This is a genomic window from Streptomyces sp. cg40, assembly GCF_050320165.1.
GTDB classification, from domain to species: domain Bacteria; phylum Actinomycetota; class Actinomycetes; order Streptomycetales; family Streptomycetaceae; genus Streptomyces; species Streptomyces hokutonensis.
The window spans coordinates 8315058-8331952 of the sequence record NZ_CP190128.1 but is presented as its reverse complement, the minus strand read 5'-3'; the positions used below and the strand labels follow the sequence as shown (position 1 = coordinate 8331952).

The 16895-nt window shown below is 71.6% G+C and carries 15 protein-coding genes; 4 read left to right on the top strand and 11 right to left on the bottom strand.

From position 1 onward, the window contains the following. Nucleotides 1–61 precede the first annotated feature (61 nt). Together ACQHII_RS37590 and ACQHII_RS37585 are read left to right on the top strand one after the other, a co-directional pair. Nucleotides 62–700: a TetR/AcrR family transcriptional regulator gene (locus ACQHII_RS37590; RefSeq protein WP_427923447.1), complete on the top strand. Its 639-nt coding sequence runs from the start codon at nt 62–64 to the stop codon at nt 698–700. A gap of 165 nt (nt 701–865) precedes the next feature. Continuing rightward, on the top strand, nt 866–1786 hold the full coding sequence (locus ACQHII_RS37585; protein WP_427923446.1) for a DMT family transporter: 921 nt from the start codon (nt 866–868) through the stop codon (nt 1784–1786). A gap of 10 nt (nt 1787–1796) precedes the next feature. Here ACQHII_RS37585 and ACQHII_RS37580 read toward each other — a convergent pair whose 3' ends face one another. The 11 genes from ACQHII_RS37580 to ACQHII_RS37530 form a co-directional block, all read right to left on the bottom strand. Further along, nucleotides 1797–2879, bottom strand: coding sequence for a Zn-dependent alcohol dehydrogenase (locus ACQHII_RS37580; protein ID WP_427923445.1), 1083 nt, complete (start codon nt 2877–2879; stop codon nt 1797–1799). 19 nt (nt 2880–2898) lie between these two features. Then, a complete protein-coding gene (locus tag ACQHII_RS37575) occupies nt 2899–4287 on the bottom strand; it encodes an aldehyde dehydrogenase family protein (RefSeq protein WP_427923444.1) in 1389 nt (462 codons plus the stop codon). A 121-nt stretch (nt 4288–4408) separates the two neighbouring features. Then, nucleotides 4409–4861: a DUF3574 domain-containing protein gene (locus tag ACQHII_RS37570; protein ID WP_427923443.1), complete on the bottom strand. Its 453-nt coding sequence runs from the start codon at nt 4859–4861 to the stop codon at nt 4409–4411. A 20-nt stretch (nt 4862–4881) separates the two neighbouring features. Then, nucleotides 4882–6216: an ABC transporter ATP-binding protein gene (locus tag ACQHII_RS37565; protein ID WP_427923442.1), complete on the bottom strand. Its 1335-nt coding sequence runs from the start codon at nt 6214–6216 to the stop codon at nt 4882–4884. A 156-nt stretch (nt 6217–6372) separates the two neighbouring features. Further along, the gene (locus tag ACQHII_RS37560; RefSeq protein WP_427923441.1) at nt 6373–7377 is read right to left on the bottom strand and encodes a class F sortase; all 1005 of its coding nucleotides are present in this window, start codon (nt 7375–7377) and stop codon (nt 6373–6375) included. Between the two features lie 9 nt (nt 7378–7386). Further along, entirely contained in the window at nt 7387–8037 is a 651-nt protein-coding gene (locus ACQHII_RS37555) for a hypothetical protein (protein WP_427923440.1), read from the bottom strand. 112 nt (nt 8038–8149) lie between these two features. Next, on the bottom strand, nt 8150–9388 hold the full coding sequence (locus ACQHII_RS37550; protein ID WP_427923439.1) for an MFS transporter: 1239 nt from the start codon (nt 9386–9388) through the stop codon (nt 8150–8152). Nucleotides 9389–9411: 23 nt separating this feature from the next. Continuing rightward, nucleotides 9412–10821 (bottom strand): CitMHS family transporter, encoded by a 1410-nt coding sequence (locus tag ACQHII_RS37545; protein WP_427923438.1) that lies wholly within the window; start codon nt 10819–10821, stop codon nt 9412–9414. 122 nt (nt 10822–10943) lie between these two features. Beyond that, nucleotides 10944–13184: a molybdopterin oxidoreductase family protein gene (locus ACQHII_RS37540; RefSeq protein WP_427923437.1), complete on the bottom strand. Its 2241-nt coding sequence runs from the start codon at nt 13182–13184 to the stop codon at nt 10944–10946. 153 nt (nt 13185–13337) lie between these two features. Then, entirely contained in the window at nt 13338–13958 is a 621-nt protein-coding gene (locus tag ACQHII_RS37535; protein ID WP_427923436.1) for a TetR family transcriptional regulator, read from the bottom strand. Between the two features lie 64 nt (nt 13959–14022). Next, nucleotides 14023–14586 carry a hypothetical protein gene (locus tag ACQHII_RS37530; protein ID WP_427923435.1) on the bottom strand — a complete coding sequence of 188 codons (564 nt, stop codon included), beginning with the start codon at nt 14584–14586 and terminating at the stop codon, nt 14023–14025. Between the two features lie 168 nt (nt 14587–14754). Between ACQHII_RS37530 and hmgA the strand changes: the two genes are divergently transcribed. Both hmgA and ACQHII_RS37520 read left to right on the top strand, forming a co-directional pair. Further along, entirely contained in the window at nt 14755–16071 is a 1317-nt protein-coding gene (hmgA, locus tag ACQHII_RS37525) for a homogentisate 1,2-dioxygenase (RefSeq protein WP_427923434.1), read from the top strand. A 60-nt stretch (nt 16072–16131) separates the two neighbouring features. Beyond that, complete coding sequence (locus tag ACQHII_RS37520) at nt 16132–16884, top strand: GntR family transcriptional regulator (protein ID WP_427923433.1); 753 nt, start codon at nt 16132–16134, stop codon at nt 16882–16884. The last annotated feature ends 11 nt before the right edge of the window (nt 16885–16895 follow it).

Sequence of the window (16895 nt, the reverse complement as noted above, 5' to 3'; positions counted from 1 at the left end):
GATCACCCCACATTTAAATTAGCACTGCTAGTTTCTTGGTTGCAGCCCTACTATGTGCGCCATGGCCCGACCGCGCAAGCCCCTCCTCAGCACCGACCGGATCGTCGAGACGGCTCGTCTGCTGGTGGACTCCGAAGGGCTGGCGGCCGTCTCCACGCGTCGGCTCGCCGCCGAGCTGGGGGTGAGCGGGCCGTCCCTCTACAACCACTTCCGCACGAAGGACCAGATCCTGGAGGCGGTCGCGGACTCGGTGAGCGCGCAGGTCGATCTGTCGATGTTCGAGGACGGCCGCGACTGGCGTACCGCGCTGCACGACTGGGCCGTGTCCTACCGGTCCGCGCTGCGGGATCACCCGAACATCGTGCCGGTGCTCGCGACCGGGCCCGGGCGGCGGCCGGCCGGGCTGCGGCTCGCTGACGCGGTGTACGGCGGGATGGTGGAGGCGGGGTGGCCGCCGGCGCAGGCCACGTCGATCGGGGCGTTGATGCGGTACTTCGTCATGGGGTCGGCGTTGGGGTCGTTCGCCGGGGGGTTCGTGGACGACGAGAGTGCGTACGACCCTGCCGACTATCCGCATCTCGGACAGGCGCATCTTCTGGCCGAGCAGCAGGAGAAGGTTGACGAGCGGGCATTTGAGGTGGGGTTGGCTGCGTTGCTGGATGGGTTGGCGGGGCAGTTCGAGGAGCTGGTAGGCAGGTAAGGGGGTGGCCGGAACGTGACTCGGCAGGTGCACGTGGGACACGCTCCGCAGGGGCGCGGAAAACTGCGCGACCGGCCACGTGGCACCCGCACCCGGCACACAACGCGAGCCCTGACGTCCGATTTCCGCCAGCCGCACCGCCCCGCTCCCGCCTAACCTCGGGCCATGAACAACTCCCTCCGCCCCGCGGCAGCCGCCGTCGTCACCGTCATGCTGTGGGCCTCCGCGTTCGTGTCCATCCGGAGTGCGGGCGCCGCCTACTCACCGGGCGCGCTGGCGCTCGGCCGGCTCGCGAGCGGGGCGCTGGCACTCGGAGTGCTCTGTCTCGTACGGCGGGAAGGAGTGCCGCCGCGGTCCGCGTGGCGGGGGATCGCGATCTCGGGGGCGCTGTGGTTCGGGTTCTACATGGTCGTCCTGAACTGGGGCGAGCAGCAGGTCGACGCCGGTACGGCCGCCCTCGTCGTGAACATCGGGCCGATCCTCATCGCCCTGCTCGGCTCACGGCTGCTCGGTGACGCGATGCCGCCACGGCTGCTCGCGGGCATGGCGGTGTCCTTCGCCGGTGCGGTGACCGTGGGACTGTCGATGTCGGGCAACGGCGGTTCGTCCGTACTCGGTGTGGTGCTGTGTCTCCTCGCGGCGGTCGCCTACGCCGGCGGTGTCGTCGCCCAGAAACCGGCCCTCGGCCGTGCCGGCGCGCTCCAGGTGACGACGTTCGGGTGTCTCATCGGGGCGGTGCTGTGCCTGCCGTTCGCGGGGCAGCTCGTCCACGACGCGGCCGACGCGCCCGTCTCCGCCACGCTCAACATGGTCTACCTGGGCATCTTCCCGACCGCCCTCGCCTTCACCACCTGGGCCTACGCCCTCGCCCGTACGACGGCCAGCCGCATGGGCGCGACGACGTACGCCGTGCCCGCACTGGTCGTCCTGATGTCGTGGCTGGCGCTCGGCGAGGTGCCGGGGCTGCTCACGCTGGCGGGCGGGGTGCTGTGTCTCGCGGGTGTGGCGGTGTCGCGGTCCCGGCCGCGCGCGAGGGCGGAGGGGGCTGCGACCCCCACGGAGCCGCAGCCCGAACAGGTGCCGTAGGCAAGGCGGTTCAGAACACCACCAGCGCCCGGCCGCCCTTCCCCGCCACCATGTTCTCGAACGCAGCCGGAATCCCGGCCAGTTCGATCCGTTCCGTCACCAGCGCGCCCAGGTCCAGGCGTCCGGCCCGCACGTGTTCGGCGAGTACCGGCAGGTCCTTCGCCGGGTCGGAGTTGCCGTAGACGCAGCCGCTCAACGTCCGGCCCCAGTGGAAGAGTTCGAGGGCGTTGAAGGTGACCTGCTGGTCCTTGCCGCCGATGCCGACGACCGTGGTGCGGCCGCCGCGGCGGGTGGACTCCCAGGCGGTGCGGATGGTGACCGCCCGGCCCACGCACTCCACGGCGACGTCGACACCCTGTTTGCCGGTCAGGGCGCGGATCTCGCGGGCCGTGTTCTCGGAGGCGACCACGTAGTCCGTCGCTCCGGCCGCGCGCGCCAACTCCTCCTTCTCCGGGGAGACATCGACGGCGACGATCTTCGTGGCGCCCGCGATCCGGGCCGCCTGGAGCGTCGACAACCCCACTCCGCCGACACCGAACACCGCGACCGTCTCGCCCTCCCGCACCTGCGCCGAGTGGTGCACGGCGCCGTAGCCGGTGAGGACCGCGCAACCCAGAAGTGCCGCGTCCGTCAAGGGAATTCCGTCCGGGAGGGGCAGGACACAGGCCGCGGACACGACCGTCTCCTCGGCGAACGCCGCCACGTTCAGGCCGGGGTGGAGATCGGTGCCGTCGGAGGCGCGATGGGCGTAGACGTCGGCGGCGCCGCCCAGCGCGTTGGCGCAGAGCCAGACCTCGCCGAGGGTGCAGGCGTGGCAAGTGCCGCAGGACGGGGCCCAATTGAGGACGACGCGGTCGCCGGGTGCGATGTGGGTGACCTCCTCCCCCACGGCCAGCACCGTGCCCGCGCCCTCGTGGCCGAGGACCGCCGGGACCGGCACGCGCATGGTGCCGTCGCTCAGGGACAGGTCGGAGTGGCAGACCCCGGCGGCTGCGAGGCGGATGCGGACCTGGCCGGGGCCGGGGTCCGGAAGGTCGATCTCGGCGATCTCCAGCGGAGCGCCCACGGCGGGCAGTACGGCTGCGCGGACCATGCGAGGACTCCTGAAAGAGCTAGAACTGAAGGGACTTGGTCTGGAGGTACTCGGACAGCCCGTGCGCACCGAGTTCCCGGCCCACGCCCGACTGCTTGTAACCCCCGAACGGGGCACGGGGGTTGAAGCGTCCGCCGTTGATGTCCACCTGCCCGGTGTCCAGCCTCCGTGCGAACGCGACCGCTTCCGCCTCCTCGCCGGCCCATACGGCACCGGCCAGGCCGTAGACCGTGCCGTTGGCGATGCGCGCGGCGTCGTCCTCGTCGTCGTAGCGGAGGACGGAGAGGACCGGGCCGAAGATCTCCTCCTGCGCGATCGTCATGTCCGGGGTCACGTCGGCGAAGACGGTCGGGGCGACGAAGTAGCCCTGCGGGGACGGGTGTTCCGGCCCGCCCGCCACCAGGCGCGCGCCCTCGGCCACGCCCTTCTCGATGTAACTCCGCACCCGAGCCCGCTGTTTGGCGTTCACGACCGGGCCGATGCGGTCGCCGTACTTGGCGGCGGCGGTCGCGGCCAGCTCCACCGCCTCGTCGTACTGGTCGCGGTGGACCAGCATCCGGGTCCAGGCGCTGCATGTCTGGCCGGAGTTGGACATCACGTTGGCTACGCCGACGTTGACGGCTTTGGCGAGGTCGGCGCTCGGGAGGATGACGTTGGCGGACTTGCCGCCGAGTTCGAGGGCGACCTTCTTGATCGCGGCGCCCGCCGTGACGGCGATCTGGCGGCCCACCGCCGTGGAGCCGGTGAAGGAGACCAGGTCGACGTCCGGGTGCTCGGCGAGGGCCTGTCCCACGACCGGGCCGAGGCCGGTGACGAGGTTGAAGACACCCGCCGGGATACCCGCCTCGTCGACCGCTTCGGCGAACAACTGGGCGGTGAGCGGGGTGTCCTCGGCGGGCTTGAGTACGACGGTGCAGCCCGCCGCGAGCGCCGGGGCGACCTTGGCGACGATCTGGTGCAGCGGGTAGTTCCAGGGGGTGATCGCGCCGACCACGCCGATCGGCTCCTGGTAGATCGTCGAGTTGCCCACCTTCTCCTCGAAGGCGTGGGTCGCGGCGAGTTCGGCGTAGGAGCCCGCGACCGCGATCGGCACGCTCGCGTGGACGGCCCGCGAGAAGGCGAGCGGGGAACCCAGTTCGGCGGTGACCGTCTCGGCGATCTCGTCCTTGCGGGAGACGAGCGCGTCCCTCAACGCCCCCAAGACTGCGGCGCGTTGGGCGGGCGGGGTGGCGGCCCAGCCCGGGAGGGCGGCACGGGCGGCGCGTACGGCGGTGTCGATGTCGGCGGCGGTGCCGGCCGGGACGCGGTCGATCACCTGCTCGTCGACCGGGTTCACCACGTCGATGGTGTCCTCGCTCGCGGCGGGGCGCCAGGCGCCGTCGATGTACATGCCGTCGTGTGCCTTCATCGTGCTGCCTCCCGGGCGTGGCTGCGTCGTCCGCCCCACAAACTAGCGGTGTTAGTTTTCCGGCGCCAGAGACCCCGGTCACGAGTGTCCGGAGGTCCCCGGTCACGGGCGCGCGGCCGGGTCAGAAATCGGCCCGGGTCCGGTCGTCCACCCTCCCCACCGACTCCTGCGCGAAGGCCTTCTCGTACGCCCGCCGGATCTCCTCGATCTTCCGGTCGCCGGCACCCGCCGCCGTCACCGGATACAGCAGGATGAGCTCGTACGACCGCTCCTTCTCGATCCGCCCGTTCGCGTCCCGCCACTGCCCGCGCCCGCTCTGCACGGTGAGCCCGTCCGGGAAGTCCGGCGTGACCTCCTTGTCGACGAAGGCCATGAACTGCCGGTCGGTGACGGCCGGTCCACCGTCCGGCCGGTCGGTGCCGAAGAAGAGCTGCGTCTCGACGTACGGCGTTCCGCGCGTCGGCGCGGGGGCGGTCTCCGTGTCGAAGCCCGCGTAGGCGGTCGGGGCTGCCGCGGCCAGGAGGAGGCCGGCGATCGCGAGGGCTGCCCGGTTTCGGGTGAGGTGCACGTTCATGCGCCCATCCGTACCGGTCCTCACTCGTCCAGGTCGGGCAGCCGCGCCGGGGCGGGCGAGATCCGTTCGCCGTGCTGGTCGAAGACGAACAGGTGGGCGATGTCGACGAGGAGCGGGACCTGCATGCCGTGGCGGAGCTGGATGTCCGGGGTGGTGCGGACGACGAGGTCGCCGGGGAGGCGGCCCTCGGGCGGTACGAGCTCGGGTTCCCTGTCCGTGGGGTGGTCGAGTACGACGACCGGCCCGGCGCGCAGCACGCCTGCGCGCTCCCGCAGCCGGCCCAGGACACCACCCTCGCGTCGGCGGCGCCGGGCCGGGCGGTTGGGGCGCGGGGCCTCCAACTCCGGTACGACGGCGGGCCGGGAGCCGGTGTTGAAGTGGACGAGGACCTCGTGGCCCTGGAACTCCACGTGCTCGACCAGGCCGCTGATCGCCACCTCGCCGGGGCGGGCGGCGGCGGGCTTGGCGATCCGGATCGCCTCGGAGCGCAGGCCGACGATGACCTCGCGGCCCTGCTGGACGCGGAGCAACTGGTGGTCCAGGCACAGGGGTTCGGGCAGTCTGAGGTACTGCTTGCCGAGGCTGATGGTCATCGCGCCGTCCAACGGGGCCCGGACCAGGCCGCGCAGGAGGTTGATGCGGGGGGTGCCGATGAAGGCGGCGACGAAGACGTTGCGGGGCAGCGCGTACACCGAGCGGGGGCTGCCGACCTGCTGGAGGACTCCGCCGCGCAGGACGGCGACCCGGTCGCCGAGCGACATGGCCTCGGCCTGGTCGTGGGTGACGTAGACCGTGGTGACGCCCAACTCGCGGGTGAGGGAGGAGATTTCTGCGCGCAGGTGGTTGCGGAGTTTGGCGTCGAGGTTGGAGAGCGGTTCGTCCATCAGGAACGCGGAGGGGTGGCGGGCGATGGCCCGGCCCATCGCGACGCGCTGGCGTTCGCCGCCGGAGAGCTGGCTGGGGAAGCGGTCGAGGAGTTCCTCGATGCCGAGCATGCGGGCGGTGGCGTCCACGCGCGGGCGCGGGTCGGTGCCGGGGGCCTCGATGCGCAGCGGGAAGCCGATGTTGTCGCGGCTGGTCATGCTCGGGTAGAGGGCGAAGTTCTGGAAGACCATCGCCATGTCCCGTTCGGAGGGGGCGAGTTCGTTGGAGTACTCGCCGTCGAGCCGCAACTCGCCCTCCGTTATCTCCTCCAGGCCCGCGATCATGCGCAGCACGGTCGACTTGCCGCACCCGGACGGCCCGAGCAGCACGAGGAACTCCCCCGGCGCGATGTCCAGCGACAGCCGGTCCACCACGCGGGCGCCTCGCTGGTAGGCCTTGCTCACGTCGTGCAGGGAGATGGCGCGTGTCATGACGAGTGCCCCCGGGGGCTCCGCGGTCGGACCGCCCCGTACGGGTCGTACGAGGCTTGTGAGTCACGGAAGTTAACGGAATGTGCGCGCCCGGGGGAAGAGACCGGACGGGATCGGGCGGGTCGGTCCGGGTGGTGAGAAAACGGACGATCACGTTCAGCGCGTACGGCCGTGTTCGCGGGTCGCGGTGAGGTGGGCGAACACGACGGTGTTGCCCGAGTAGCCGGTCCGGTGGTCGAAGCTGCCACCGCAGGTGATCAGGCGGAGCTCGGGCCGGCCGCGGGCGCCGTACACCTCCCGGTCGGGGAAGTGCGCCTTCTCGTACGTCTTCACCGCGTCGACCGTGTACACGGCGGTCCGGCCGTCGGCGCGGCGGGCCTCGATCAGCCGGCCGGGCCTGAGTTCGCCGAGGCCCGCGAAGACGGCGGGGCCGGTCATGGTGTCGAGATGCCCGACGGCGACGGCGGTGCCCTGTTCGCCCGGGGCGGGCCCGTCCGCGTACCAGCCCACCTGCTTGGAGTCGTCGTCCGGCGGCGCGGACATGCGTCGTCCGCTGCCGAGCCGGAGCGGGACGACCGGGGCGTCGACATCGAGGTAGGGGATGACGAGACCGGTCGCGGCCGAGCGCGGGAGGGGGCCCGGCGATGATGCCGGGCGGCCGGGGCGGGTCACGGGGTGCGCCGGGGGCGGGTGTTGCCCGCCGCGCGCGTCGGTGCGGGTGTCCGGGACCGAGGGAGCCACCCCGGGTGGACCGGGGGTGCCCGTGGGTGATGCAGCCGCCGGGGCGGGACCGGAAGCGCCCATGGCCGACGCGGCCTCCCGGTCCGGGCCTGAGGCGTCCGTGACAGACGGCGTCGCCCGGGCCTGGCCGCTGGGGCCCACGCCCCCGGCGCACCGGGCACCGCCGACCATCACCACAACGGCCAGCACGACGGTCCGCGCGAGCCGGTAGGCACGCGTCCGATACCAGGGACGGCGACGCCGCACCATGTGGGTGGTGGATCGGCCCGGTGTCCCGCGGGTGGCGGTGCGGCCCGGTACCTGGCGGAAGGCGCGCTCAGGGGGCCGCCGACCCTGGACGGACGGTCGCGGCCCCTGGCGCAGGCGCACGGTGTCGGCGCCCCGCGCCCGGGTGGGGCGCGGGGTGGGACTCGGATTCATCGCATCCGCTCAGGACGCACCGTGGGGACGGCGGCGAAGCCGGAACCAGACCACTCCGCCGACCGCGGTCAGGCCCACCGCGGCGGCGCCCGCGAGCGGGGTCAGGGCCGCTTCCCGGGCCAGGCCGCCGCCACCGGCCGGCGGGCCGCCGTTGGGACCGCCGGGTCCGCCACCCGGTCCGCCGGTGCCGCCACCGGGGCCGCCTGTGCCACCACCCGTGCCACCGCCGGGACCGCCGCCGGGCGGTGGCGTCGGGCAGTCGACCTTGAAGACCTTGTGCTTGCCCGCGCCGTGCTCGCCGACGAAGTTCCAGGTCAGCTTGTACATGCCGTTCGGGAGCGTCGCGATGGGCATGGTGTGGCCGGTGCCGGTCGTGAGCGTGATGGAGCCGGTACGGGTCGCGCCGCCCAGGACCGGCGGCTGGGTCTCGATGGACCAGGTGACCTGCTGGACCGTGTCGAAGTTGAACGCGTCGAGGTAGAAGTCGCAGACCTTCGGCTCGTTGCGCTGGTCGTCGAAGGGCGTGCCCACCTCGTGGATCTTGACGTCTCCGTTGTCACCGGGGGCGGCGACCGCGGCGGGCGCGCCGGAGACGACGGTCGCCGCGGCGGCGAGCACCGTCCAGGCGGCGGCTCGACGGGGCAGGAATGAGGTCGGCATGAACAGCCCTCCGAATCAGGCGATTATCGTACGAATTACTCTTTAGCCTGATTCCCTCTCACATCCGGCCCGCCGAATGTGTGCGCAGCGCCGTACGCGCCGTCAGACAGCCCTAGATATCGCCCTTCCGGCTCAAGGACGGCCGCCCGCGCCGCTCGCCGCCGGTCGCCGTCCGCTCTCGGACGGCACCGCCCGGCGACCGCAGCGCGGCGCCCGCCGAGAGCACCAGCAGCGCGCCGAGCATCACGAACGGCGCCGCCACGCCCGCGACCCCGGCGACGAGGCCCGCGCCGGCTGGCGCGGCGACCTGGCCGAGCCGGTTGCCGGTGAGGCGCAGCGCGAGCGCGGTGGAACGGGCACCGTCGGGAGCCGCCTGGACGACCGTCGTCATGGAGAGCGGCTGGCCGACGCCGAGACAGAAGCCGAGCACGGCGAGCATCAGGCCGATCGCCCACACGGGAACCGGCAGCGCGATGCCCGCGCACAGGATGCCCGCGAGAAGGCAGGTCGCCGTCAACAGGGCTGCCCTGCCGAGGAGTTGGAGGAGCGGGGTGAGGACGAGGCGGCACGCGATGGTGGCCGCCGCGCGGATGCTGAGCAGCACACCGATCACCGAGGGCGCGATGCCCCGGTGTTCGCCGACCACCGGGAGGTAGGCGGTGAGGATGTCGGTCGCGGACAGCACGGAGAGGCTGACGAAGATGCCCGCGGGGACACCCCGGGCGCCGAGGATGCTCCGCATGGGCACGCGATCGCCTTGTGCCGTACGGGACTTGACGGCCGTACGGTCCTCGATGCGCCACAGGGACGTGAACGACACGGCGGCGCCCGCGCCCGCGACGAGCAGGGCGAGGGCGCTGGTGCCGGCCATGTCGGAGCCGCCGATCAGGGCGCCCGCGGCGATGGGGCCGACGAGTTGGCCGAGCGAGGCGCCGATGGTGAAGTGGCCGAAGTTGCGGTCCTGTTCGTGCGGCGCGGACTGACGGGCGACAAGCGACTGGGCGCCGATCACGAAGCAGAGGTGACCCAGGCCCATCACCCCGCTCCACATGGCCATCGCCCAGAGGGAGTCGGCCAGTCCGCTCAGTGCGCAGCCGCCGGAGATCAGGACCACGCCGACGGGCAGCAGGGGTGCGCAGCGGCCGTGGTCGGTGCGGCGGCCGAGCGGTACGGCGGCGAAGAGCGGGAGCAGCGCGTACACGCCCGCGATGACACCGATCGCCCGCTCGTCCGCGCCGAGGGCGAGGGCCCGGTAGGACACCGCGGGGCGGGCCATCGACACCGCCCCCTGCGCGAAGCCGAAGGCGATGACGAGGCGCAGCAGCCAGCCGCGGTTCCTGCCGGGCGTCATGGTCAAGTCCCTTGTCGTGTAAGTCAGATGATGCCGAACAGGATTCCTGCCCCGAGGACGACGAGCGATGTCAGGGCCGCCCACTTGACCACGAACCTGGTGTGGTCGCCGAACTCCACCTTGGCCATGCCGACCAGGACGTACACGGCGGGCACCAGCGGGCTCGACATGTGCAGGGGCTGGCCGACGAGGGAGGCGCGGGCGATCTCCAGCGAGGAGACGCCGTGGGCCTGGCCCGCCTCGGCGAGCACCGGGAGGATGCCGAAGTAGAAGCCGTCGTTCGACATGAAGTACGTGAGCGGGATGCTGAGCACACCGGTGACGAAGGCCATGTGCGGGCCCATGCCGTCGGGGATGTTGTCGACGAGCCAGGTCGCCATGTGGTCGACCATGCCCGTGCCCTGGAGGACGCCGGTGAAGACGGCGGCGGCGAAGACCATGCCGGAGACGTTGAGGACGTTCTCCGCGTGGGCACCGAGGCGGGCCTTCTGGTCGGGCATGTGGGGGAAGTTGACGGTCAGGGCGAGCGCGGCACCGAGCAGGAACAGGACCGGGATCGGCAGCCACTCCATGATCATGGCGGTGAGCAGGGTGACCGTGAGCAGCGCGTTGAACCAGTAGAGCTTGGGGCGCAGGGTCGCCCTGTTGGGGTCGAGGCCCCGGAAACCGTCGTCCTCGTCGGGCAGTTCGGCCTCCGCGTCCGTGCCGGAGCCCGAACCGCCGGTCCGCGCCCGCTTGTTGCCCTCTCCGCCGCCGGCTCCCACGAGCACCGTCTCCGACTCGGCGGGCTGCTCGACCAGGACCTCGTCCAGCGTCAGCACCCCGAGCCGCTTGCGCTCGCGGCGGCCGAGGACGTAGGCGAGGACGAGGACGCCCAGCAGGCCCACGGCGAGGGCCGGGATCATCGGGACGAAGATGTCGCTGGCGTTGAGCTTGAGGGCGGTCGCGGCGCGGGCGGTCGGGCCGCCCCAGGGGAGCGTGTTCATCACGCCGTTGGCCATCGCGGCGACACCGGTCATCACGACCAGGCTCATCTTCAGGCGTTTGTACAGCGGGTACATCGCCGAGACGGTGATCATGAAGGTGGTCGAGCCGTCGCCGTCCAGGGAGACGATCGCGGCGAGGACCGCCGTACCGACCACGATGCGCAGCGGATCCGCCTTGCAGAACTTCAGGATCCCCCGGACGATCGGGTCGAACAGGCCGACATCGATCATCACACCGAAGTAGACGATCGCGAACATGAGCATCGCCGCGGTGGGCGCGAGGCTGGTGACGCCGTCGATGACGTAGTCGCCGAGCCTGGCGCCCTTTCCGACGAAGACGCAGAACAGCGCCGGTATCAGGACGAGCGCCGCGATCGGCGACATCTTCTTCAGCATGATCAGGACCAGGAAGGTCGCGATCATGGTGAAGCCGAGGATGGTCAGCATGAGTGGAACACCTAACGTTCGCCTTTGAACTCCCACCAGGGACGGCAGTGCGATGACGTTAGGTCGCGCAAAGCTGCGTTAACAAGATGTTGACGCGCGAGCAATAAGCGCAAAACTCCAGGTCACAGCGGTGCGCTGAGCGCGGCGACCTCCACGGGCACTCCGTTGAGCACCGCGTTGCCCGACAGCGGGTCGAGGAGACTGCCGTCGAGCAGCTGGTTCACGTTGACGCCCGGATCGGCGGACGCGTGGCCCAGCCGGGTGCCGGGGCGGTCGTGTCCCCAGCCGTGCGGAAGGCTCACCACTCCGCGCCGCAGACCGTCCGTGATCTCGGCCGGGGCGGTCACCTCTCCCCCGGCGCCCTTCACCCGGACCGGCGCTCCGTCGGTCACGCCGAGGCGTTCCGCGTCCTCGGGGTGGATGTGCAGGGTGCAGCGGTTGGTGCCGCCGGTGAGGGCGGGGACGTTGTGCATCCAGCTGTTGTTGGAGCGGAGGTGGCGCCGCCCGACGAGGACCAGCCCGTCCGCGCGCTCGCTCATGGCCTGCCGGAGCCGGGGCAGGTCGTCGGCGATCGGCTGCGGCAGCAGTTCGACCTTCCCGCTACGGGTCTTCAACGGCTGCGGCAGGCGCGACGTCAATGGGCCCAGATCGATGCCGTGCGGGTGCGCGAGCAGTTGCTGGAGGGTGAGCCCGTCCGGTCGTACGCCGAAGCCGTCGCCGTAGGGGCCCAGGCGCAGCATCATGTCGAGCCGGCGCTCGGGGCCGGTGTCGCCGGTGAGTTGAGCGGCGACCTCGTGCGGATCGCGGCCGTGGACGGGCGAGTTGGGGTCCTCGACGGCCTTGGCGAGGGTCTGGTCGACGACCATCGTGTCGACGGCGGCCGGGTCGGCGCCGTGCATGCCGGTCGCGGCGAGGATCAGCCGGGCCAGGATCTCGGTCTCGGCCATCCGGCCGGGCTCCAGCGGGACCGCGGGGCGGGAGTAGCGGACCTGGTTGCGGACGGCGAGGGTGTTGAACGCGAAGTCGTGGTGCGGGCTTTGGGAGGGCGGGGGCGGCGGCAGGACGACATCGGCGTGGCGCGCGGTCTCGTTGAGGTACGGGTCGACGCTGACCATGAAGTCGAGCGAGTCGAGGGCCTTGTCGAGGCGGGCGCCGTCCGGTGCGGAGAGCACCGGATTGGAGGCTACGGCGATCAGCGCGCGGATCGGTTCGCCCTCGGCGGTCGCGGTGTCGATCTCCTCGGCGAGCGCGGAGAGCGGCAACTCGCCCTTCGCTTCCGGGTATTGGCTCACCCGGGAGTGCCAGCGCCCGAGCGCGAAGCCGCGGCCCGGTCCGGCGGGCCGGGGTGTCCGGTCGGTCGCGGCCTGCGGGAAGAGGGCGCCGCCGGGCCGGTCGAGGTTGCCGGTGAGGATGTTGAGGACGTCGACGAGCCAGCTGGCGAGGGTGCCGTGCGGGACCGTGCAGCTGCCGATGCGGCCGTAGACGGCGGCAGTTGGGGCAGCGGCGAGTTCACGGGCGAGGGCTCGGATCTCGTCGGCGTCCACGTCGCACGCCTCGGCCACGGCCTCCGGGGTGAACTCCCTTACCTGATGCCGGACTTCATCGACACCCTGCACATGCGGGGCCAACTCCCCCAGGTCCACCAGGTGTTCCTCGAAGAGCACGTACGTCATCGCCGCGAGCAGCAGGGCGTCGGTGCCGGGGCGGACCGCGATGTGCCGGTCGGCGAGCTTGGCGGTGCGGGTGCGGCGCGGGTCGATGACGGTGAGGGTGCCGCCGCGGGCCCTGAGCGCCTTGAGCTTGCCGGGGAAGTCGGCGGCGGTGCACAGACTCCCGTTGGACTCAAGGGGGTTGGCGCCGATGAGGAGCAGATGGTCGGTGTGGTCGAGGTCGGGCACCGGGATCGCGTTGGCGTCGCCGTAGAGCAGGCCGCAGGAGACGTGTTTGGGCATCTGGTCGACCGTGGAGGCGGTGAAGACGCTGCGGGTGCCGAGGGCGCCGAGCAGGACCTGCGGGTAGAGGGCGCCGGCCATGGTGTGCACGTTCGGGTTGCCGAGGACGACACCGACGGCGCTGGGGCCGTACCGCTCGACGACCGGGCGCAGGCCGGCCGCGACCGCGTCGAACGCCTCCTCCCAGGTGGCCTCGCGCAGCTCGCCGTCACGGCGGACGAGGGGGGTGCGCAGCCGGTCGGGGTCGCCGTCGACGGCACCGAAGGACGCGCCCTTGGGGCAGATGAACCCCTTGCTGAACACGTCCTCGCGGTCGCCACGGGCGCCGGTCACCCGGGTGCCCTCGATGGTGAGGGTCAGCCCGCAGGTGGCTTCGCACAGGGGGCAGATACGCAGGGCGGTGCGGGACACGGGGCCTCCCAAGGGCGTCGTTGCCTCTTGCGGTGAGCATACCGACCGGTACGGATGGTGGCGAGGGGGTGGCGGGGTGAGGTCGGATACCCGCAAGACCTCGGCGCCCGGCCGCTGCCGGGTTGCCGGGCCACCCGACTGTCGGACCGTGGGTCAGTCCAGCACCCGCGCCAGATACGCCCGCAGCAGGGCCCGGGTCTCCTCGATGACCTTCTCGTCGCCCTCCGGAGCGACCCGGAAGGCGAGATGCACGAGGGAGTCGGCGGTCTCCACCGCGATGAGGAAGGTGCGGCGGAGGTCCTCGTCGGGCTCGCGCGAGAGATAGCCGGAGAGCAGGTCGGTGAGGCGGTCGGCGACGCGGTGGTTGGGTTCCGCGTGGCCCGAGCCGACCGGGATCTGGTTGCCGAAGTCGACGAGGGAGAAGCCGGGCGCGGTGCGCTTCATGGCGATGTACTCGTCCAGGACGGCGTCCACCGCCGCCCGCCACCCTTCCCCGCCACCGGCCTCCTTGAGGCGCTCGGTGACGCGCTCCGTATAGCGCTCCAGGTTCCGCTGGGCGAGGGCGTCGGCCATCGCGCGCTTGTTCCCGAAGAAGCGGTACACCGAGCCGATGGGGACGCCGGCGCGCACGGCCACGGCCCGGGTGCTCAGCGCGTCGTAGCCGACCTCGTCGAGGAGGTCGGCGCAGGCGTCGAGAATCCTGGTCAGCCGTTCGGCGCTGCGCCGCTGCACGGGCGCACGACGGAGCGATGTCGTGTGGGGCACGGGCTTCATGATGCCTTTCCGTCGCGGCCAGGAGAAGCTCGCACCTCAGTACGGAACTGGGTGCCCATAGCACTCATTCCGGCCCCCGCGTCGGCGCGGAACCTGGCGTCTTGCTGCCGTCGGGCGTGGCCTGCACCGCCGACTCCGTGATGTCCGCCGTGCTCTCCACCGGTTTGCCGTGTACGGCCCACACGGTGCCGTCGTCGGCGTACAGGCGCGCGGTGACGTGGTGGGTGCCGTGCGGGACGAGGTCGGACGCGAGCCGGTACTCGGGGACGCGGAGCCGCGCGACGGTACGGCCGTCCACCAGGAGGCGGACGGTGCCGCGGCCCGCGACCGCGACCGGCTTGACGCCGGCGGGCGAGAAGCGGAAGTCGTGGACGGTCAGCCGGACGTCCCAGCTGTCGTCGGAGGCGTCGGGCTCCACCTCGATACCGACCTCGGGCGCGCCCTTCTTGCCCACCTCGCGGTAGTGCCGGCCCTGCTCGTCCGTGTCGTCGAGCACCTTGCCCACGGGGGACGGCGACACCCGGTCGCCCTTCCGCGCCCGGGCATCACCGGAACCGCAGCCCGCCGATCCGGCCAGCAGCAGGGCACAGACCGCGAGCGCGGTGAGAAGTGCGCGCGACCACGACATGCCGGGGAGACTAGAACACCGGTCTGACAGCCGGATCCCCCTTGAGGCTGGTTCTTCGCCTCCGAAGGTCGGATTTCGGCGGGACCTTCGTCGTCCCCTTGCGCCCGCGAAACCGCAATCCTACGGTGATACATAGGAATGAGACGGCTCGGATGGCGAGGAGCAGAGATGAGCGGGGAAGTCCGCAAGACCGCCGAGGGACTGACCTACCTCACCGGTTTCGGAAATGAACACAGCTCGGAGGCGGTGCCGGGCGCCCTGCCCGAGGGCCGCAACGCCCCGCAGCGCGCACCGCTCGGCCTCTACGCCGAGCAGCTCAGCGGTTCGGCCTTCACCGAGCCGAGGGCGCACAACCGCCGCTCGTGGCTCTACCGCGTGCGCCCCTCCGCCGCGCACCCGCCCTTCACCCGCGTCGACAACGGCGCGATCCGTACGGCGCCCTTCACGGAGTCGGTGCCCGACCCGAACCGGCTGCGCTGGAACCCGCTGCCCGTACCCGCACCCGGCACCGACTTCCTGGCCGGCCTGTGGACCCTGGGCGGCAACGGCGACGCGACCCAGCGCACCGGCATGGCCGTGCACCTCTACCACGCCGACGCCTCCATGGACCGGGTCTTCAGCGACGCGGACGGCGAGCTGCTGATCGTCCCGGAGCGCGGCGGGCTGCTGCTGCGCACGGAGTTCGGGCTCCTCCATGTGGAGCCGGGACAGGTGGCGTTGATCCCCCGTGGGGTGCGCTTCCGTGTGGAGCTGCTGGATGCTTCAGCCCGCGGATATGTGTGCGAGAACTATGGGGCGCCCTTCCAGCTCCCCGACCTCGGCCCGATCGGCGCCAACGGACTCGCCAACGCACGGGACTTCCACGCGCCGGTCGCCGCCTACGAGGACGTCGAGGGCCCGGTGGAGGTGGTGAACAAGTTCTGCGGCAACCTCTGGACCGCGACCTACGACCACTCCCCGCTCGATGTCGTCGCCTGGCACGGCAACCATGTGCCGTACGCCTACGACCTGCGCCGCTTCAATGTGCTCGGCTCCATCTCCTACGACCACCCCGACCCCTCGATCTTCACGGTGCTGACGTCCCCGTCGGACACCCCGGGCCTGGCCGGCGTGGACTTCGTGGTGTTCGCCCCGCGCTGGCTGGTGGGCGAGGACACGTTCCGGCCGCCGTACTTCCACCGGAACGTGATGAGCGAGTACATGGGGCTCATCGAGGGCGCCTACGACGCGAAGGCCGAGGGCTTCGTGCCCGGGGGCGGCTCGCTGCACAACATGATGTCGGCGCACGGCCCGGACCGGGAGACCTTCGACCGCGCGAGCGCCGCCGAACTGCGCCCGCAGAAGATCGACGACGGCCTGGCGTTCATGTTCGAGACCCGCTGGCCGGTGACGGCCACGGCCCAGGCGGCGCACGCCGACCACCTCCAGGAGGGTTACGACGACGTCTGGCAGGGCCTCCAGCGCCACTTCCGCCCCACACACTGACAACTCCCCACCGGCCCACGGCCCTTGCACCGATCCCTCCCTACCGGTACGGATGGCCCCGTGACCTCCTTCGCCCCGGATTCGATCGTCCTGAACCGCAAGCTGCCGCTCTGGTACCAGGTGTCGCAGTCCCTGCGCGCCTCGATACTCGGCCGCTCGCCCCAGGACCCGCTGCGGCTGCCCACGGAGGAGCAGCTCGCGGGGCACTACGGCGTCAGCGTGCTCACCATGCGGCAGGCGCTGAAGGAACTGGAGGACGAAGGGCTGATCACCCGGCACCGCCGCCGGGGCACGTTCATCGAGCCGGACGTCCGACGGGCCACGCCGGTCCGGCTGTTGGGCTCGGTCGACGCGATCGTGGCCCAGCAGTCCGGCATGACGACCGAGCTCCTGGAGCATGGTGCGGTGCAGGTGCCGCCCGAACTGGCCGAGCACTTCCCGGACTTGACCGAGGTCGCGGCGTACCACCGCCTCCGCTGCGACGAGAAGACCGGCGAGCCCACGAACCACGCCCGCAACCACATCCGCCCCGAGCTGGCCGCCCGCCTCGACCCGGACGACCTGATCCGCCGGCCGATGACCAAGGTGCTGCGGGACGTCGTGGGCGCGGACATCAGCCGCATCACGGACACGGTGGAGGCGCGGCTCGCCGACCCGGAGACCGCCCGCCTCCTCCAGGTCCCGCTGCTCAGCCCGATCCTGCACTACACGGGCATCACCTACGACACACGGGGCAGAGTCCTGGACGTGGCCGTCATCCACTACCGGGGGGATCGATTCTCCTTCTCTGTCACGCTCGACGTCGCGAACTGAGGTCGTCGTAC

What these genes read in the sequence shown, in the direction of transcription:
- ACQHII_RS37590 (WP_427923447.1), top strand. Translation starts at nt 62, where the DNA reads ATGGCCCGACCGCGCAAGCCCCTCCTCAGCACCGACCGGATCGTCGAG.
- ACQHII_RS37585 (WP_427923446.1), top strand. Translation starts at nt 866, where the DNA reads ATGAACAACTCCCTCCGCCCCGCGGCAGCCGCCGTCGTCACCGTCATG.
- ACQHII_RS37580 (WP_427923445.1), bottom strand. Translation starts at nt 2,879, where the DNA reads ATGGTCCGCGCAGCCGTACTGCCCGCCGTGGGCGCTCCGCTGGAGATC.
- ACQHII_RS37575 (WP_427923444.1), bottom strand. Translation starts at nt 4,287, where the DNA reads ATGAAGGCACACGACGGCATGTACATCGACGGCGCCTGGCGCCCCGCC.
- ACQHII_RS37570 (WP_427923443.1), bottom strand. Translation starts at nt 4,861, where the DNA reads ATGAACGTGCACCTCACCCGAAACCGGGCAGCCCTCGCGATCGCCGGC.
- ACQHII_RS37565 (WP_427923442.1), bottom strand. Translation starts at nt 6,216, where the DNA reads ATGACACGCGCCATCTCCCTGCACGACGTGAGCAAGGCCTACCAGCGA.
- ACQHII_RS37560 (WP_427923441.1), bottom strand. Translation starts at nt 7,377, where the DNA reads ATGAATCCGAGTCCCACCCCGCGCCCCACCCGGGCGCGGGGCGCCGAC.
- ACQHII_RS37555 (WP_427923440.1), bottom strand. Translation starts at nt 8,037, where the DNA reads ATGCCGACCTCATTCCTGCCCCGTCGAGCCGCCGCCTGGACGGTGCTC.
- ACQHII_RS37550 (WP_427923439.1), bottom strand. Translation starts at nt 9,388, where the DNA reads ATGACGCCCGGCAGGAACCGCGGCTGGCTGCTGCGCCTCGTCATCGCC.
- ACQHII_RS37545 (WP_427923438.1), bottom strand. Translation starts at nt 10,821, where the DNA reads ATGCTGACCATCCTCGGCTTCACCATGATCGCGACCTTCCTGGTCCTG.
- ACQHII_RS37535 (WP_427923436.1), bottom strand. Translation starts at nt 13,958, where the DNA reads ATGAAGCCCGTGCCCCACACGACATCGCTCCGTCGTGCGCCCGTGCAG.
- ACQHII_RS37530 (WP_427923435.1), bottom strand. Translation starts at nt 14,586, where the DNA reads ATGTCGTGGTCGCGCGCACTTCTCACCGCGCTCGCGGTCTGTGCCCTG.
- hmgA (WP_427923434.1), top strand. Translation starts at nt 14,755, where the DNA reads ATGAGCGGGGAAGTCCGCAAGACCGCCGAGGGACTGACCTACCTCACC.